The following is a 15,737-nucleotide window of genomic DNA, read 5'->3' as shown; positions in this document are numbered from 1 at the left end:
GCGTCGGTCGCCGGGGGCTCCGGTTCCGCGGGGGCGGTCGGCTTGTCGTGGGCCGGGCGCGGCCGGTGCCAGGGGGCGTCGGAGGAACGGCGCGCGGGGGCGGTGGGCGTGCCCTCCGCCGGGGCGGCCGGTCCTGCGGTGCCCTCGGCCTCGGTCCCCTCCGCGGACGTACCCGTGCCGCGCTGGCTCGCCGAGCCCTGGGCGGCGCTGCGGCTGCGGCGTGCCGGGGCGGCCGGTGCCCCGGTGCCCGGCGCCGGCGTGATGGTCTCCGCCTCGGGCGTGCTCGTGCCGCGCTGGCTCGCGGAGCCGCCGCCCGCGGTACGCATCCGGCGGGCCGGGCGGGCAGCGGGTGCGGCGGGTTCCTCGGCGGCGGGCGTGTCGGTGGCCTCGGCGCGCTGGCTGGCCGAGCCCGCGCTCGCGCTGCGGGTCCGCCGCGCCGGGCGCTCCCCCGCCGCCGCGCCCGCCGTTCGCGCGCCCCTGGCCGGACGGGCCGGGGCGGCGGGCAGCCGGCCCTTGAGCGGACCCCACTCGTTGGGGTCGGGGACGCCGGGCGGGAGCATCTGCCGCCGCTTGGGGCCGCCTTGGTCCGACTCCCCCGGCTCCTTGGCCCCGGGCCATGCCTTGGCCACCCGGGCGGCCAGCACGAAGTCCTTGCGCAGGGGGTGCCCCTCGAAGCCCTCGGGCAGCAGCAGCGGGGCGAGCCCGGGGTGCCCGGTGAACCGCACACCGAACATCTCGTACGTCTCGCGCTCGTGCCAGGACGCCCCCGCGTAGACGCCGACGGCGGTCGGCAGGACCGGCGCCTCGTGCGGCACGGTGGTGCGCACCAGCAGACGGCGTACGGCGGGGCCGCTGCCGCCGGGACGGCCGAGTGCCACCACGTGCGCGGCGACCCGGAAGCCGGTGCCGGGTTCGTCGACGGCGCTGAGCCAGTCGAAGTAGGTGCAGCCCAGGAAGTCCCGGGCCCGCTCCAGAGCGGTGATCCAGGCGTCGGCGGGGACGTCCACCGTGAGCAGGTCGTACGCCTCCTCGGCGGTGGCGCCGGGGCCGAAGACCTCCTCGGCGGGTGCCGGCAGCCAGCCCACCGGCGGTACGGACGCGGCCTCGCGCGGACCGGGCCGCGCCGGGTCGGTCCGGCGCGGGTCCGACTCGCCCGCCGGGTGCGTTCCGGACTGTTCCGGGCCGGTCATCGTCGGGCCTCCCCCGCGGGCCCGTCGGCTCCGGTGGCCGGTGGGGTGACCAGGCCGCTGCGGAGCGCGGCGGTGGACGGCCGGCCGGCGCCCTCGGGGGCGTACCGGTGGCCCAGCGACTCCTCCGCGATCTTCTCCTGGAGCTTGAGGATGCCCTGGAGCAGCGCCTCAGGACGGGGCGGGCAGCCGGGTACGTAGACGTCGACCGGGATGATCTGGTCCACGCCCTTGGTGACCGAGTAGGAGTCCCAGTAGGGGCCGCCGCAGTTGGAGCAGGCGCCGAAGGAGATCACGTACTTGGGCTCGGGCATCTGCTCGTACAGCCGTTTCACGGCGGGCGCCATCTTGTCCGTGACCGTGCCGGAGACGATCATCAGGTCGGCCTGGCGCGGTCCGGGGGCGAACGGGATCACGCCCAGCCGGATGAAGTCGTGGCGGGCCATGGAGGCCGCTATGAATTCGATGGCGCAGCAGGCCAGGCCGAAGTTGAAGACCCACAGGCTGTAGCGGCGCCCCCAGTTGAGGACGACCTTCATGGGCTCGGGCGCCAGCCGGGCGAGGGCGCCGAGCCGTCTGGGCTCGGGCAGCGGCGTGGGGATCGCGGACTGCGCCGGGTTCTCGGTGTGCTTGGCGTTCATGGCGCTCACGTCCATTCGAGGACGCCCTTCTTCCAGGCGTACAGCAGACCGACGGCGAGGAAGCCGAGGAAGATGAACATCTCTACCAGTGTCGTCCCACCGAAGCCGGGTGCAGCGAACACGGTCGCCCAGGGGAACAGGAAGATCGCGTCCACCGCGAAGATCACGTACAGGAAGGCGTAGACGTAGTAGCGGATCTGGGTGTGCGCCCAGCCCTCGCCGACGGGGTCCACGCCGCACTCGTAGGTGAGCAGCTTCTCCGGGGTCGGCACCACGGGACGCAGCAGCCGGCCGCCGACGAAGGCCACCGCGACGAAGAGCACGCCCACCACACCCAGCAGGCCGACCACCGAGTAGTCTCGGAAGTAGTCCGCCGCCACCTGGACTTGGTGGAGATCCGTGGTGCGCACGGTCGTCGCCTCCGGCACGTCCGCCCTCGCTCCCTTGTCCTGCCTGCCTGGCCTGCGGCTCGTCGAGGTCCATCACTCGACGTCCGGTCACTCCCCGGAGTCTAGGCCCTGCCACTGGAGGCCGATCCTCCTGTCCGGTATGCGGCGACCGCTGTCCGGCATCCGGCGGTGATCACTCGATCGGTGGTAGGGCCAGCCCTACCACAGGACCCCGGGCAGCCCCATGGCGCCCCGCGGGGGCGGCCAGGCACTCTTTCTCTCATGACCGTCCGTGCCAGACCCGACCGTGACCTCCGCGGCGAGGAGATGGGCGATCTCCTTCCAGCTCTGCCGGGGGCTGGGCCGGTACGAGCGGAAGCGTGCCCGGCGGATGCTGGACGTGGAGATAGAGGAGCCCAGCAGGCTGCCGCGCGGGGACGGGGGGTTCTTCCCCTGGATGTGGTCCCGCCTGCGGGACCCGGTCGCCTGGCGGGCGACGCTGTACGCGCTGATACGGCTGCCCTGGGGCGTGCTGGTCTTCGCGGTGACCGTCTGCTCGCTGTTCGTGCTCTGGCCGGTGCTGCCGTGGATAGCCCGCGGTCTGACCAATGTGGACCGGTGGATGGTGCGGGGGCTGCTCTCGCCCTCCGACGAGTTGGAGCGGCGGATCGCCGAGTTGGAGTCGGACCGGGGGGTGGTGGTCGACACCGCGGCCGCCGACCTGCGGCGCATCGAGCGCGACCTGCACGACGGCGCGCAGGCCCGGCTGGTCGCCCTCGCGATGGGCCTCGGCATGGCCAAGGAGAAGCTGCTGGAGGACCCGGACGCGGCGGCCAAGATGGTGGACGAGGCGCACGGTGAGGTGAAGCTCGCCCTCCAGGAGCTGCGCGACCTGGCCCGCGGCATCCACCCGGCGATCCTCACCGACCGCGGACTGGGCCCGGCCCTGTCCGCCCTGGCCGCGCGCTGCACCGTGCCGGTGAGGGTCTCGGTCGAACTGACCGAGCGGCCCGCCCCGGCGATCGAGGGCATCGCCTACTTCACGGTCTCCGAACTCCTGCAGAACATCAGCAAGCACAGCGGGGCCGCCTCCGCCGCCGTCGAGGTGTGGCACGCCTCCGACCACCTGCTGATACAGGTACGGGACGACGGTCAGGGCGGCGCCTCGACCAGCGGCGGCACCGGCCTGTCCGGTCTCGCCGAGCGGCTGGGAGCGGTGGACGGGCTCTTCACCGTGGCCTCCCCACCGGGGGAGGGCACCACGGTCACCGCGGAGCTTCCCTGGCGCGACCGTACGGCGGTCGGCTGAGGGTACGGCCCGGGGCGGCCGGTAGGACCCGGAGGGCGGCCTCCCATGCGCTGGGCGGGGCGAGCGGGGAGGCGAGTGTGCGGGTGGGACCACCCCGTTGTTCCGGGTGGCCGGCGGCTAGCCGGTTGCCGGCCTGCCCGACGAGCGAGCCCCGGCCAGGGTGGCCCACCGGGCGCTGCGGCGGCGGAGGGCCGGCGAAAACGGGTGCCGACCGCTCGCCGAGGCGACCATGACCTGGCCAGGGTGACGCACCGCGCGCTGAGGCGGCGGAGGACCGGCGAAAGGGTGCCGGCCGCTCCCCAAGGCGACCACGACCTGGCCGCGGTGACCCACCGCGCGCTGAGGCGGCGGTGGGGGGAGGGGCGACGGACCGCGCGCAGGGGCCGCGGGAGGCGCTCCGCGACCGCTCAAGGTAGGGATAACCCCCCTATGAAGAGTCCCACTCGCCTCATGGTCCAAGGCTCGCGACATGGCGAAGCTGAAGGTACGAACGACGAACCGTGACTGCGCAAGGACGGACGAAGCATGGCCATCGGATCCACCGCATACGGCCCCGAGCCCCGGAGCCATGTCCTGCCCGTGGTGCTGCGGGCACCCTTCGAGGGACGCACCTGGCGTGAGTTCCTCTATCTGATGATCGGCCTGCCGTTGGCCGTGCTGTCCTTCAGCTACGCGGTCAGCATGCTGGCGCTGGGCGCCGGACTGCTGATCACCTTTCTGGGCATCCCGGTGCTGGGGGCGGCCCTGGCGGGCTGCCGGGCGCTGGGCGTGGTGGAGCGGGCCCGCGCCCGCACGCTGCTCAAGCTGGACGTCGCGGAGCCCGAGCCGGTCCGGCTGCGGACCCGCAAGGCCGGCCGGAGCGGTCCGATCGCCTGGGTGGGGGCGCTGCTGAGGAGCGGCACCTCCTGGCGCCATGTGCTCTACGCCGTCCTCCACCTGCCCTGGGCGCTCGCCTCCTTCCTCTGCGCGCTGATCGTCTGGGCGAACGGCTGGGCAGCGCTGACCTATCCGCTCTGGTTCTGGGTGTTCCCCCAGTACACGGACCAGCCCGGCCTCCAGCTCTTCGACAACGGCGATGACAGCGCCTTCTACCTCGACTCCCCCTTGAAGGTGGCGGCCACCTGCGCCACGGGGGTGCTGCTGGTGCTGGTGACGCCCTGGTTGATCCGGGCGCTGACCCAGGTGGACCGGATGCTGGTGTCCGGGCTGCTGGGCCCCTCGCGGCTGGCGAGCCGCGTCCGGGAGCTGGAGTCGGACCGGGGGGTGGTGGTCGACACCGCGGCGGCCGACCTGCGGCGCATCGAGCGCGACCTGCACGACGGCGCCCAAGCCCGGCTGGTCTCCCTCGCCATGGACCTCGGCCTGGCCAAGGAGAAGCTCCAGGAGGATCCCGAGTCCGCCGCCAAGATGGTGGAGGACGCGCACGGCGAGGTGAAGCTCGCCCTCCAGGAGCTGCGCGACCTGGCCCGCGGCATCCACCCGGCGATCCTCACCGACCGCGGACTGGGCCCGGCCCTGTCCGCCCTGGCCGCGCGCTGCACCGTGCCGGTGAAGGTCGTGGTGGACCTGCCGGAGCGCCCGGCGCCGGCGATCGAGGGCATCGCCTACTTCACCGTCTCCGAGCTCCTGCAGAACGTGAGCAAGCACAGCCGGGCGCAGCGGGCGGAGGTGGACGTGTGGCACTCCGAGGACCGGCTGATGCTCCAGGTCACCGATGACGGGCGGGGCGGTGCCGGCACCACCTCGGGGTCCGGGCTGGCCGGGCTGGCCGAGCGGCTGGACTCGGTGGACGGCATCCTCATCGTGGACTCCCCGCTGGGCGGGCCGACGGTGGTGACGGCGGAGCTGCCCTGGTGGGGTTGATCGGCGCCGCGGGGGTCGGACCCGGGTCCGGCCCCGGGGTCGGTTGCCCGGGTCGGACCCGGGTCCGGCGACGAGCCTCCCGGGCCTGACGCTGGGGGCGCCCCAGTCCGATGCCGGGTCGCCCGGATCGGTTGCCGGGTCGGCCCGAATCCGTGCCGAAACGGCTCAGCTCCGTGCCGGTGCGCCCCGGAACCGGCGCCGCCCCGCTCGGGTCCGGCACCGTCCCGCCCGGGTCCGGGGCCGTCCCGCCCAGGCTCGCCCAGATCCGTTGCCGGTCCGGCCCGGGTTCGGCACCGTCCCGCCCGGGTTCGCCCGGGTCCGGCACCGTCCCGCCCAGGCTCGCCCAGATCCGTTGCCGATCCGGCCCGGGGGCCGCCGCGCTGTGGCCTCGCCCTGGCCGTACCCGCGGCCACGGGATGCCTTCGACCGGGCCCGCGGCCACGGGGCTGTCCACAGACGGTTGTCCACAGACGGTTATCCACAGGCACCCCGTGTCCCTGGGAACCCTGTAATGCTGGAGCCACGAAGCCCACGGTGGGGCTCCGGACAACGTGGAGGACAGGGTGCGGGTGGTCATCGCCGAGGATTCGGTGCTGCTCAGGGAGGGCCTGACCCGGCTGCTGACCGACCGGGGCCATGAGGTGGTCGCGGGTGTCGGTGACGCTGAGGCACTGCTGAAGTCGGTGCGTGAGTTCTCCGACATGGGGGAGCTGCCGGATGTGGTGGTGGCGGACGTGCGGATGCCGCCCACCCACACCGACGAGGGGGTGCGGGCCGCGGTTCGGCTCCGGAAGGACCATCCGGGGCTGGGTGTGCTGGTGCTGTCTCAGTATGTGGAAGAGCAGTACGCCACAGAGTTGCTGGCCGGAAGCAGTCGGGGCGTGGGCTACCTGCTGAAGGACCGGGTGGCCGATGTGCGGGAGTTCGTGGACGCCGTGGTGCGGGTGGCCGAGGGCGGCACCGCGCTGGATCCCGAGGTGGTCGCGCAGCTGCTGGGCCGCAGCCGTAAGCAGGACGTGCTGGTGGGTCTGACGCCCCGGGAGCGGGAGGTCCTGGGTCTGATGGCCGAGGGCCGTACCAACTCCGCCATCGCGAAACAGCTGGTGGTGAGCCATGGCGCGGTCGAGAAGCATGTAAGCAACATCTTCTTGAAGCTCGGGCTGCAGCCCAGCGACGGCGATCACCGCCGGGTGCTGGCGGTGCTGACCTATCTGAACTCCTGACGGCCCGAGCGGGGCCGGGAGTGCCCGGCCGATCGATCGGCCGGGCGGGGGTCGTACAACCAAAGACCGATGGGTGAGCGTCACTGAAGGCATGACAAGGGGGGCGAGTGGACTATGACAAAACATGACAGATCCATATCCGGACCTGCCGTCCACCATGTGACCTTCCCAGGGAAGGCGACCCTTACCGACGTACGATATGGCCGCGGGACAACCGGTCGCACCGATGTCCAGGAATCGCCGCCTCTAGGGAGGTCCGAAGCAGTGACCAGCCAGGTCAGTAGCCCGGCCGAGCAGGCCGAACCAGCGGAGCAGCAAGGCGCGCCGGCGTCCGTGGGGGGGCAGCGGCAACCGGACGGCGAGGCGAAGGAGATCCGCCGCCTGGACCGGGTGATCATCCGGTTCGCCGGCGACTCCGGTGACGGCATGCAGCTCACGGGTGACCGGTTCACCTCGGAGACGGCGTCCTTCGGCAACGATCTGTCCACCCTGCCGAACTTCCCGGCCGAGATCCGGGCGCCCGCAGGCACCCTGCCGGGCGTCTCCTCCTTCCAGCTGCACTTCGCCGATCACGACATCCTCACGCCCGGCGACGCGCCGAACGTGCTGGTGGCCATGAACCCGGCGGCCCTCAAGGCCAACCTGCCGGACGTACCGCCCGGCGCCGAGATCATCGTCAACACCGACGAGTTCACCAAGCGCCCGATGGCCAAGGTCGGCTATGACACCAGCCCCCTGGAAGACGGCTCGCTGGACGCCTACCGGGTCCACCCGGTCCCGCTGACCAGCCTCACCATCGAGGCCCTCAAGGACTTCGGCCTGTCCCGCAAGGAGGCCGAGCGCAGCAAGAACATGTTCGCGCTGGGTCTGCTGTCGTGGATGTACCACCGGCCGACCGAGGGCACCGAGGCCTTCCTGCGCAAGAAGTTCGCCAAGAAGCCGCAGATCGCCGAGGCGAACGTGACCGCGTTCCGGGCCGGCTGGAACTTCGGCGAGACCACCGAGGACTTCGCCGTCTCCTATGAGGTGGCGCCCGCCTCGGCCGCCTTCCCGCCGGGCACCTACCGCAACATCTCGGGGAACCTCGCCCTCTCCTACGGCCTGATCGCCGCCTCCCGCCAGGCCGATCTGCCGCTCTACCTGGGCTCGTACCCGATCACCCCGGCCTCGGACATCCTCCACGAGCTGTCCCGGCACAAGAACTTCGGCGTGCGCACCTTCCAGGCCGAGGACGAGATCGCGGGCATCGGGGCGGCGCTGGGCGCGGCCTTCGGCGGTTCGCTGGCGGTGACCACCACCTCCGGACCGGGCGTGGCGCTGAAGTCGGAGACCATCGGGCTCGCGGTCTCGCTGGAGCTGCCGCTGCTGGTGGTCGACATCCAGCGCGGCGGCCCCTCGACCGGGCTGCCGACCAAGACCGAGCAGGCCGACCTGCTGCAGGCGATGTACGGGCGGAACGGCGAGGCGCCGGTGCCGATCGTGGCCCCCTGCACCCCGGCGGACTGCTTCGACGCCGCGCTGGAGGCGGCGCGGATCGCGCTGACCTACCGCACCCCGGTCTTCCTGCTCTCCGACGGCTACCTGGCCAACGGCTCCGAGCCTTGGCGGATCCCGGAGGTGGACGAACTCCCCGACCTGCGGGTGCAGTTCGCCACCGGCCCGAACCACACCCTGGACGACGGCACCGAGGTCTTCTGGCCCTACAAGCGCGACCCGCAGACCCTGGCGCGGCCCTGGGCGGTGCCCGGCACGCCGGGCCTGGAGCACCGGATCGGCGGCATCGAGAAGCAGGACGGCACCGGGAACATCTCCTACGACCCGGCCAACCACGACCACATGGTCCGCACCCGGCAGGCCAAGGTCGACGGGGTCCAGGTGCCCGAGCTGACCGTGGACGACCCGAGCGGGGACGCCGAGCTGCTGGTGCTGGGCTGGGGCTCCACCTATGGGCCGATCACCGCGGCCGTGCGCCGCACCCGCGCCGCCGGGCACCGGGTCGCCCAGGCCCATCTGCGGCACCTGAACCCCTTCCCCGCCAACCTCGGGGAGATCCTGACCCGCTACCGCAAGGTGGTCGTGCCCGAGATGAACCTCGGGCAGCTCGCCACCCTCATCCGCGCCCGCTACCTGGTCGACGCCCGCTCGTACACCCAGGTGCGCGGCCTGCCGTTCAAGGCCGAGCAGCTCGCCGACGTGCTCAAGGAGGCCATCGATGACTGAGACGCTGGAAGGTTCCACCACCATCGAGGCGCTCTCCCTGGTGCCCAAGGCCGAGGCCAAGCAGTCCATGAAGGACTTCAAGTCCGACCAGGAGGTGCGCTGGTGCCCCGGCTGCGGTGACTACGCCATCCTGGCCGCCGTGCAGGGCTTCATGCCCGAGCTGGGCCTGGCCAAGGAGAACATCGTCTTCGTCTCCGGCATCGGCTGCTCCTCGCGCTTCCCGTACTACATGAACACCTACGGGATGCACTCGATCCACGGGCGGGCCCCGGCCATCGCCACCGGTCTGGCCTCCTCCCGCCGAGACCTCTCGGTCTGGGTGGTCACCGGCGACGGCGACGCGCTGTCCATCGGCGGCAACCACCTCATCCACGCGCTGCGCCGCAACGTGAACCTGAAGATCCTCCTCTTCAACAACCGGATCTACGGCCTCACCAAGGGGCAGTACAGCCCCACCTCCGAGGTCGGCAAGGTCACCAAGTCCACGCCCATGGGCTCGCTGGACGCCCCGTTCAACCCGGTCTCGCTGGCCCTCGGCGCCGAAGCCTCCTTCGTCGCCCGGACCGTCGACTCGGACCGCAAGCACCTCACCGAGGTGCTGCGGCAGGCCGCCGCCCACCCGGGCACCGCGCTGGTCGAGATCTACCAGAACTGCAACATCTTCAACGACGGCGCGTTCGAGGTGCTCAAGGACAAGGACCAGGCCCAGGAGGCGGTGATCCGTCTGGAGCACGGCCGGCCGATCCGCTTCGGCGCCGACGGTGCCAAGGGCGTGGTGCGCGACCCGGACACCGGCGACCTGGCCGTGGTCACCGTGACCCCGGAGAACGAGGACCGGATCCTGGTGCACAACGCCCACCAGTCCTCCCCCACCACCGCCTTCGCGCTCTCCCGGCTCGCCGATCCGCACACCCTCCACCACACCCCGATCGGCGTCTTCCGCAACGTCGAGCGCCCGGTCTACGACACCCAGATGTCCGAGCAGCTCGACGCCGCCGTCGAGCAGCGCGGCAAGGGCGACCTCGGCGCCCTGCTCGCCGGCAACGACACCTGGACCGTCGTCGGCTGACGCACCTCTCCAGGCACGCTGGAACGGGTGCCCGGCCGGAGCTTCCCTGAGCTCCGGCCGGGCACCCGTTCGCGTTCCCTGGGCCCTCGATACCTCGATACCTCGATACCTCGCATGTTCCGATGTCATGACCGTATGCCGGTATGGAAATGACATCTTGTCCCTGCGGCGTTACCTTCAACTGGTTGCCGTGCGCCCGAACGCCGCACGCTCCAGGGGAGGTCTGGGTGAAACCGATGAACGAGCAGCGCGCCGGCCTTGCGTACGGCTTCGCCGCCTACGGCATGTGGGGGCTCTTCCCCCTCTTCTGGCCGCTGCTGGAACCGGCCGGCGCCGGCGAGATCCTCGCCCACCGCATGCTCTGGTCCCTCATCGTCGCCTGCGTCATCCTGCTGGCGCTGCGCCGCTGGTCCTGGATACCCGGGGTGCTCCGCCAGCCGAAGCGCATGGCCGCCATCGCCCTGGCCTCGACCGTCATCTCGATCAACTGGGGCATCTACATCTGGGGTGTCAACTCGGGCTATGTGGTCGAGACCGCCCTGGGCTACTTCATCAACCCGCTGGTGAGCATCGCCTTCGGCGTGGTGCTGCTGCGGGAGCGGCTGCGCCCCTTCCAGTGGGCGGCGGTGGGCATCGGCGCCTCCGCCGTGGTCGTCCTGGCGATCGGCTATGGACGGCCGCCGTGGATCGCCCTCGCGCTCGCCTTCAGCTTCGGCACCTACAGCCTGGTCAAGAAGAAGGTCGGGCTGGACGGAGTGGAGTCCTTCGCGGCCGAGACCTCGGTGCAGTTCCTGCCCGCGCTGGCCTATCTGCTCTTCATGGGCAGCCAGGGCGAGAGCACCTTCACCAGTGAGGGTGTCGGCCACACCCTGCTGCTGGCCAGCGCCGGGGCCGTCACCGCGGTGCCGCTGATCGCCTTCGGCGCCTCGGCGGTCCGGCTGCCGCTGTCCACCATCGGGCTGATGCAGTACCTGGCGCCGACCTTCCAGTTCCTGATCGGCCTGGCGGTCTTCCACGAGTCCATGCCGCCCGAGCGCTGGGCCGGGTTCGCCCTGGTCTGGCTGGCCCTGGCCCTGCTGACCTGGGACGCGCTGCGCACCGCCGGCCAGGGCCGGCGCCAGGCCGCCGCGCTGCGGGCCCAGCAGGCGGCGGCCCCGGCCGGCGATACGGATGCGGACGCCGAGGCGACAGCGTCGAAGGACGCGCTCAGGCCGTGATGTCCCGGGTGGTGAAGCGCGCCCAGGCGGCCGAGCCGAAGACCGCCACGTACAGCGCCTGAAGACCCAGGTTCTTCACCACCCCGTCCCAGAGGATCGGGTCGCGCAGCACGTCGGCGAAGCTCAGCCAGTAGTGGGTGAACAGGTACGGGTGCACGATGTGCAGCTGCGGGATGGTGTTCACGATCTGCACGGTGATCAGCAGGCCCACGGTGGCCGCCATGGCGGCGATGCCGCTGCTGGTCAGGGTGGAGATGAACAGTCCCAGGGCGGCGATGCCGGTCAGCGAGAGGGCGACCAGACCGGCGATGACCGCGGCCCGGCCCAGCGCCTCGCCGTAGGACACCCGGGTGCCGGATATCAGCGTGACGTCCCCGTGGGGGAAGAGCATCGCCCCCACCGTCAGCGCGGCCACCGCAACCACCACGGTGGCCACCAGGCAGAAGACGAGCGCCGCGGCGTACTTGGCGAGCAGCAGCCGGGTGCGGCCGGCCGGGGCGACCAGCAGATAGCGCAGTGTGCCGCCGTTGGCCTCGCCGGCCACGGAGTCGCCCGCGATCACGCCGATCGCCATCGGGAGGAAGATCGGCAGCATGGTGGCGAGGGAGGCGAAGACCAGGAAGATGCCGTTGTTGGTGACCTGGCTGAAGAAGGCGGGTCCCACCTCGTCCCCGCCCCGGCCGGCGCCCACCGATCCGCCGTCCCGGGTCTCGATCCACACCGCGACACCGATCAGGACGGGCACCAGGGCCAGCACCCCGAGCAGGGCGATGGTCCGCCAGCGCCGGAAGGTGATGGCCAGCTCGCTGCGGAAGAGCGACAGCGTCCACAGCGGGCTGACCGGGCGCGGGGCGTCCGGCGCGGTCGGCACGGCAGCCCTCGTCGGTTCCGCCGGTTCCGTCGCTTTCACCGGTCCCGCCGGTGCGGTCGGCGCGGCGGCCGTCTCAGCCTGCGACATCGAAGCCCTCCCCGGTGAGGCTGACGAACACGTCTTCCAGCGAGGCCCGTTCGGTGCCGAAGGACCGCACCCGCACCCCGCCGTGGACCAGGGCCGCGTTCAGCTCGGCCAGGTCCAGCGGCCCTTCGGCGCCCTGGGGCGGCTCCTCGGGCGGCCCCGCCTCGACCGAGGGCAGCTCCCCGGTGATCCGCTCGTCCTGGACGACCAGGTCCGTCACGCCGTGCTCCTTGAGAATGCGGACCGCCTCGGCCGGGTCCGGGGTGGTGACGGCCAGCCGCCCGCGGCTGGCGGCGACCAGCTCGGCGACGGTGCCCTGGGTGATCAGCCTGCCCTGGGCCATGACCGCGGCATGGGTGCAGACCTGCTCGATCTCGTCCAGCAGATGGGAGGAGAGGAAGACCGTGGTGCCGTCCTCGGCCAGCTCCCGCACCAGGGTGCGGATCTCCCGCATGCCCTGCGGGTCCAGGCCGTTGGTCGGCTCGTCCAGGATCAGCAGCTCACGCGGCTGGAGCAGGGCGCTGGCCAGTCCCAGGCGCTGCTTCATGCCCAGCGAGTAGGCGCGGGCCTTCTTACCCGCGGCGGCCGTCAGCCCCACCCGGTCCAGCGCCGCGTCGATCCGGCGGGCCCGGCTGCGCGGGTCGGCGGTGGGGTCGGCCGCGTCGAAGCGGGCCAGGTTGTCCCGGCCGCTGAGGAACCCGTACAGCGCCGGGCCCTCGATCAGGGCGCCGACCTTGGGCAGCACGGTGCGGGCGGCGCGCGGCATCGGCTCGCCGAGCACCCGGGCCCCGCCGGAGCTGGCCTCGATCAGGCCCATCAGCATCCGGATGGTGGTGGTCTTGCCCGAGCCGTTGGGGCCGAGGAAACCGAAGACACTGCCGCGGGGCACGCGCAGGTCGAGACTGCTCACCGCGAGCTGGCCACCGCGGTAGCGCTTGGTGAGCCCGCGGGTCTCGATCGCTGCCGCCGGTGAGGCTGCGGTGTCCTGGGCGGACGGCTGGTCCAACGGGCTCCCCCTTGTCGTGCGGTTCCGATGTGCTCTACCGGCGCCCCCGGGCGCGCGGGGCTCCGGTGTGGTGCGGTCGGACGCGGGTGGCCGGCCGCCCGGTGCGAGCACCGGGCGGCCGACTCGGTGGCGGCGGTGTCCGGACCGCCGCCACCGGTCACTTCGCCTTGTTGGCGGCGTCGATCAGGGTGTCCTTGCCGACCGCGCCGACGAACACCTTGCCGTCCTCGGTGACCAGGGCGTTGACCAGACGGGTGTGGAAGATCCGGCCGCTGCCGAACTGGCCCTCCACCTTGCTGCTCAGGCTGTCCATCAGATCGCCCGCGGGACCCGCCTCCTTGCCGGAGAGGTGCTTGCCCGTGGGCAGCCCGCCACCGGGCAGGCTGAGCTGGGCCACCGAGCCCCAGCCCTCGCCGATCACCTTCAGATCGGGGTGCTCGCCCTTGCCCTTGCCCTTGCCGATCGCGTCCAGCCCGGGCAGGCCCTTGTCGAGCCCGGCCCCGTGCTTGCGCGCCGCGCGGTCCAGGTCGCGCTGCTCGGTGACCTTGGTCCCCTTGGGCGGGGTGAACTCGAAGCCGCGGGCGGTCGGCTTGCCGAAGTCCACCGAGGTGAAGCGGACGTCGACGGCCGCCTTGCCGCCGCTCTTGGCGGTGACGGTGAACTTCAGCGGCACGCCCTTGTCGGCGTCCACCGCGATGCGCACCGCGCCGATGGTGGAGTCGCCCCGCGGGATGATGGCCAGCTGGTAGGCGTCCCGCCCGGCGACCTTCGCCGTGCCGTCCACCTTCACCTCGGTGGTGTCGTCGACCGCGGCCAGCGCCCGCTTGGCCAGCTGCTGCGGGGTGGCGTCCTTGAGGTCCTTCGGCAGCTCGGGCCGCTCACCGCGCTTGGCCGGCGCCTTCTTCGGCGCGGTGGCGTGGTAGGCGGTGTTGCTGCCGCTGTCGTACGCCCAGACCTGGTCGCCGTTGCGGATGAGGCTGTACTCGGCGGCCTCCTCCAGGATGGACACCCGCTGCCGGTCCGGCCCGTCGAAGGCCACCCGCAGGGTGTGGCCGCCGGCGGCCAGCTCCGGCAGCTTGGACGTGGGTGTGGCGGCCGAGTCGCTCCCGCCGCCGAACCCGCCGCCCCCGGGGAGCGCCGGGAAGCCCAGGTCCGTGTCGATCTTCACCGAACCGGACAGCTGCTGGGTGTCCGATGTGGCGATCTTCGCTATCAGCTCCTCCGCCGAGATCTTCGGCAGGTCGGGGCTGCCGGAGTCGGCGAGCGCCGGGACCAGCCCGACCGTCGCCGCCGCCACCCCCGCCACCGCGACCGGCAGTCCGTACCGGAAGGCCTTGCGGCGCCGAACGGGCCGCTCGTCCTCCCAGAAGTCGTCTTCGGCGACCTGTGTCGGTCGGATCCGTGCCATGTGTGCTCTACCTCCGTCGTCGGCGGCGGTTGTCAGCCTCGCACTCGTCCACCCTCTCGGGTCATTGTCACCCGATCCGCCATGTGGTGGTGTTTCCATCCCACCAAAGCGAGCCTGTCGGCGCGTCACCCGACGGAATCACGTTGACGTCCTTCTGCGGTATGACATCCGTACTCCGCACGGAGGTGTCGGGGCGTCAGCCGGCCCGGTGCACCACCGCGTCGCACAGCCCTTCCAGGGCGGCCTTGGCCGGCAGGTCGGGCAGCGGGGCCAACATGGCGCGGGCGTCGGCCGCGTACCGCACGGTGTCCCGGCGGGCCTGCTCCAGCGCCGGGTGGGCGCGCAGCCGGTGCAGCACCTCGGCGTGCCGGCCGTCGTCGCTGAGGTCGCCGTCCAGCAGCCGGCACAGTTCGAGGTCCTCGGCCGAGCCGCCCGCCGCGGCCAGGGCGCGCAGCCGCAGCACCGGCAGGGTGGGGATGCCCTCGCGCAGGTCGGTGCCCGGGGTCTTGCCCGACTCGTGGCTGTCGCTGGCGATGTCCAGCACGTCGTCGGCGAGCTGGAAGGCGACGCCGAGCCGCTCACCGTACTGGGTGAGGATGTTGACGACGGACTCGTCGGCACCGGACATCATCGCGCCGAACCGCCCGGAGACCGCGACCAGCGAGCCGGTCTTGCCGGACAGGACGTCCAGGTAGTGATCGATCGGGTCGCGGTCCTGGTCGGGGCCCGCGGTCTCCAGGATCTGACCGGTCACCAGCCGTTCGAACGCCTCGGCCTGGATCCGCACCGCCTCCGGGCCCAGGTCGGCCAGTATGTGCGAGGCGCGGGCGAAGAGGAAGTCGCCGGTCAGCACCGCCACCGAGTTGCCCCAGCGGGTGTTGGCGCTGGGCACGCCGCGGCGCACCACGGCCTCGTCCATCACGTCGTCGTGGTACAGGGTCGCCAGATGGGTCAGCTCCACCACCACGGCCGCGGGGACGAGCCCCGGCGCGTGCCGGTCGCCGAACTGCGCGGCCAGCATCACCAGCAGCGGCCTGAACCGCTTGCCGCCGGCCCGCAGCAGGTGCTGGGCGGACTCGGTGATGAACGGCACATCGCTCTTGGTGGCCTCCAGCAGGCCCTCTTCGACGGCCGCCAGTCCGGCCTGGACGTCGGCTTCCAGAGTCTGGTCCCGCACGCTCAGCCCAAAGGGCTCTACGACGGTCACGAGGGGTACTCCTGTCTGCCTACGATCACGCGGAATGTCGATC

13 protein-coding genes are annotated in these 15,737 nt (G+C 72.2%); 6 read left to right on the top strand and 7 right to left on the bottom strand.

Annotated elements, in window-relative coordinates; translation table 11 throughout:
- From E4099_RS06115 to E4099_RS06105, 3 genes are all read right to left on the bottom strand, one after another.
- Positions 1 to 1,190: NADH-quinone oxidoreductase subunit C (locus tag E4099_RS06115; protein ID WP_135337912.1), on the bottom strand; the 1,190-nt coding region annotated here is incomplete at its 3' end.
- Positions 1,187 to 1,843 (bottom strand): NADH-quinone oxidoreductase subunit B, encoded by a 657-nt coding sequence (locus E4099_RS06110; RefSeq protein WP_386389827.1) that lies wholly within the window; start codon positions 1,841 to 1,843, stop codon positions 1,187 to 1,189. The genes E4099_RS06110 and E4099_RS06115, both read right to left, overlap by 4 nt.
- Positions 1,834 to 2,256 (bottom strand): NADH-quinone oxidoreductase subunit A, encoded by a 423-nt coding sequence (locus tag E4099_RS06105; protein ID WP_135337911.1) that lies wholly within the window; start codon positions 2,254 to 2,256, stop codon positions 1,834 to 1,836. The genes E4099_RS06110 and E4099_RS06105 overlap by 10 nt, the downstream gene beginning before the upstream one ends.
- A gap of 253 nt (positions 2,257 to 2,509) precedes the next feature.
- Between E4099_RS06105 and E4099_RS06100 the strand changes: the two genes are divergently transcribed.
- The 6 genes from E4099_RS06100 to rarD all read left to right on the top strand — a co-directional run bounded on the left by E4099_RS06100 (position 2,510) and on the right by rarD (position 11,118).
- Positions 2,510 to 3,526: a sensor histidine kinase gene (locus E4099_RS06100; RefSeq protein WP_245244627.1), complete on the top strand. Its 1,017-nt coding sequence runs from the start codon at positions 2,510 to 2,512 to the stop codon at positions 3,524 to 3,526.
- A 525-nt stretch (positions 3,527 to 4,051) separates the two neighbouring features.
- Positions 4,052 to 5,389 carry a sensor histidine kinase gene (locus E4099_RS06095; RefSeq protein ID WP_135337910.1) on the top strand — a complete coding sequence of 446 codons (1,338 nt, stop codon included), beginning with the start codon at positions 4,052 to 4,054 and terminating at the stop codon, positions 5,387 to 5,389.
- A 563-nt stretch (positions 5,390 to 5,952) separates the two neighbouring features.
- The gene (locus E4099_RS06090; RefSeq protein ID WP_167828301.1) at positions 5,953 to 6,612 is read left to right on the top strand and encodes a response regulator transcription factor; all 660 of its coding nucleotides are present in this window, start codon (positions 5,953 to 5,955) and stop codon (positions 6,610 to 6,612) included.
- Positions 6,613 to 6,876: 264 nt separating this feature from the next.
- Positions 6,877 to 8,832: a 2-oxoacid:acceptor oxidoreductase subunit alpha gene (locus tag E4099_RS06085; protein ID WP_135337908.1), complete on the top strand. Its 1,956-nt coding sequence runs from the start codon at positions 6,877 to 6,879 to the stop codon at positions 8,830 to 8,832.
- A complete protein-coding gene (locus E4099_RS06080) occupies positions 8,825 to 9,901 on the top strand; it encodes a 2-oxoacid:ferredoxin oxidoreductase subunit beta (RefSeq protein ID WP_135337907.1) in 1,077 nt (358 codons plus the stop codon). The genes E4099_RS06085 and E4099_RS06080 overlap by 8 nt, the downstream gene beginning before the upstream one ends.
- A gap of 236 nt (positions 9,902 to 10,137) precedes the next feature.
- Complete coding sequence (rarD, locus tag E4099_RS06075) at positions 10,138 to 11,118, top strand: EamA family transporter RarD (RefSeq protein ID WP_135337906.1); 981 nt, start codon at positions 10,138 to 10,140, stop codon at positions 11,116 to 11,118.
- On the opposite strand, the gene E4099_RS06070 is transcribed toward rarD, so the two are convergent.
- From E4099_RS06070 to E4099_RS06055, 4 genes are all read right to left on the bottom strand, one after another.
- Positions 11,108 to 12,076, bottom strand: a complete 969-nt coding sequence (locus E4099_RS06070; RefSeq protein WP_135337905.1) for an ABC transporter permease — start codon at positions 12,074 to 12,076, stop codon at positions 11,108 to 11,110. The genes rarD and E4099_RS06070 overlap by 11 nt on opposite strands.
- A complete protein-coding gene (locus tag E4099_RS06065) occupies positions 12,063 to 13,079 on the bottom strand; it encodes an ABC transporter ATP-binding protein (RefSeq protein ID WP_135337904.1) in 1,017 nt (338 codons plus the stop codon). The genes E4099_RS06070 and E4099_RS06065 overlap by 14 nt, the downstream gene beginning before the upstream one ends.
- A gap of 157 nt (positions 13,080 to 13,236) precedes the next feature.
- Positions 13,237 to 14,487, bottom strand: a complete 1,251-nt coding sequence (locus E4099_RS06060) for a LolA family protein (RefSeq protein ID WP_135337903.1) — start codon at positions 14,485 to 14,487, stop codon at positions 13,237 to 13,239.
- A gap of 196 nt (positions 14,488 to 14,683) precedes the next feature.
- Entirely contained in the window at positions 14,684 to 15,694 is a 1,011-nt protein-coding gene (locus E4099_RS06055; protein WP_135337902.1) for a polyprenyl synthetase family protein, read from the bottom strand.
- Positions 15,695 to 15,737: the final 43 nt, after the last annotated feature.

The sequence above is a fragment of the Streptomyces palmae genome (assembly GCF_004684805.1).
GTDB classification, from domain to species: Bacteria; Actinomycetota; Actinomycetes; order Streptomycetales; family Streptomycetaceae; genus Streptomyces; species Streptomyces palmae.
Note: the sequence above shows the minus strand (reverse complement) of the source record. Positions and strands in the feature narration are given on the sequence as shown.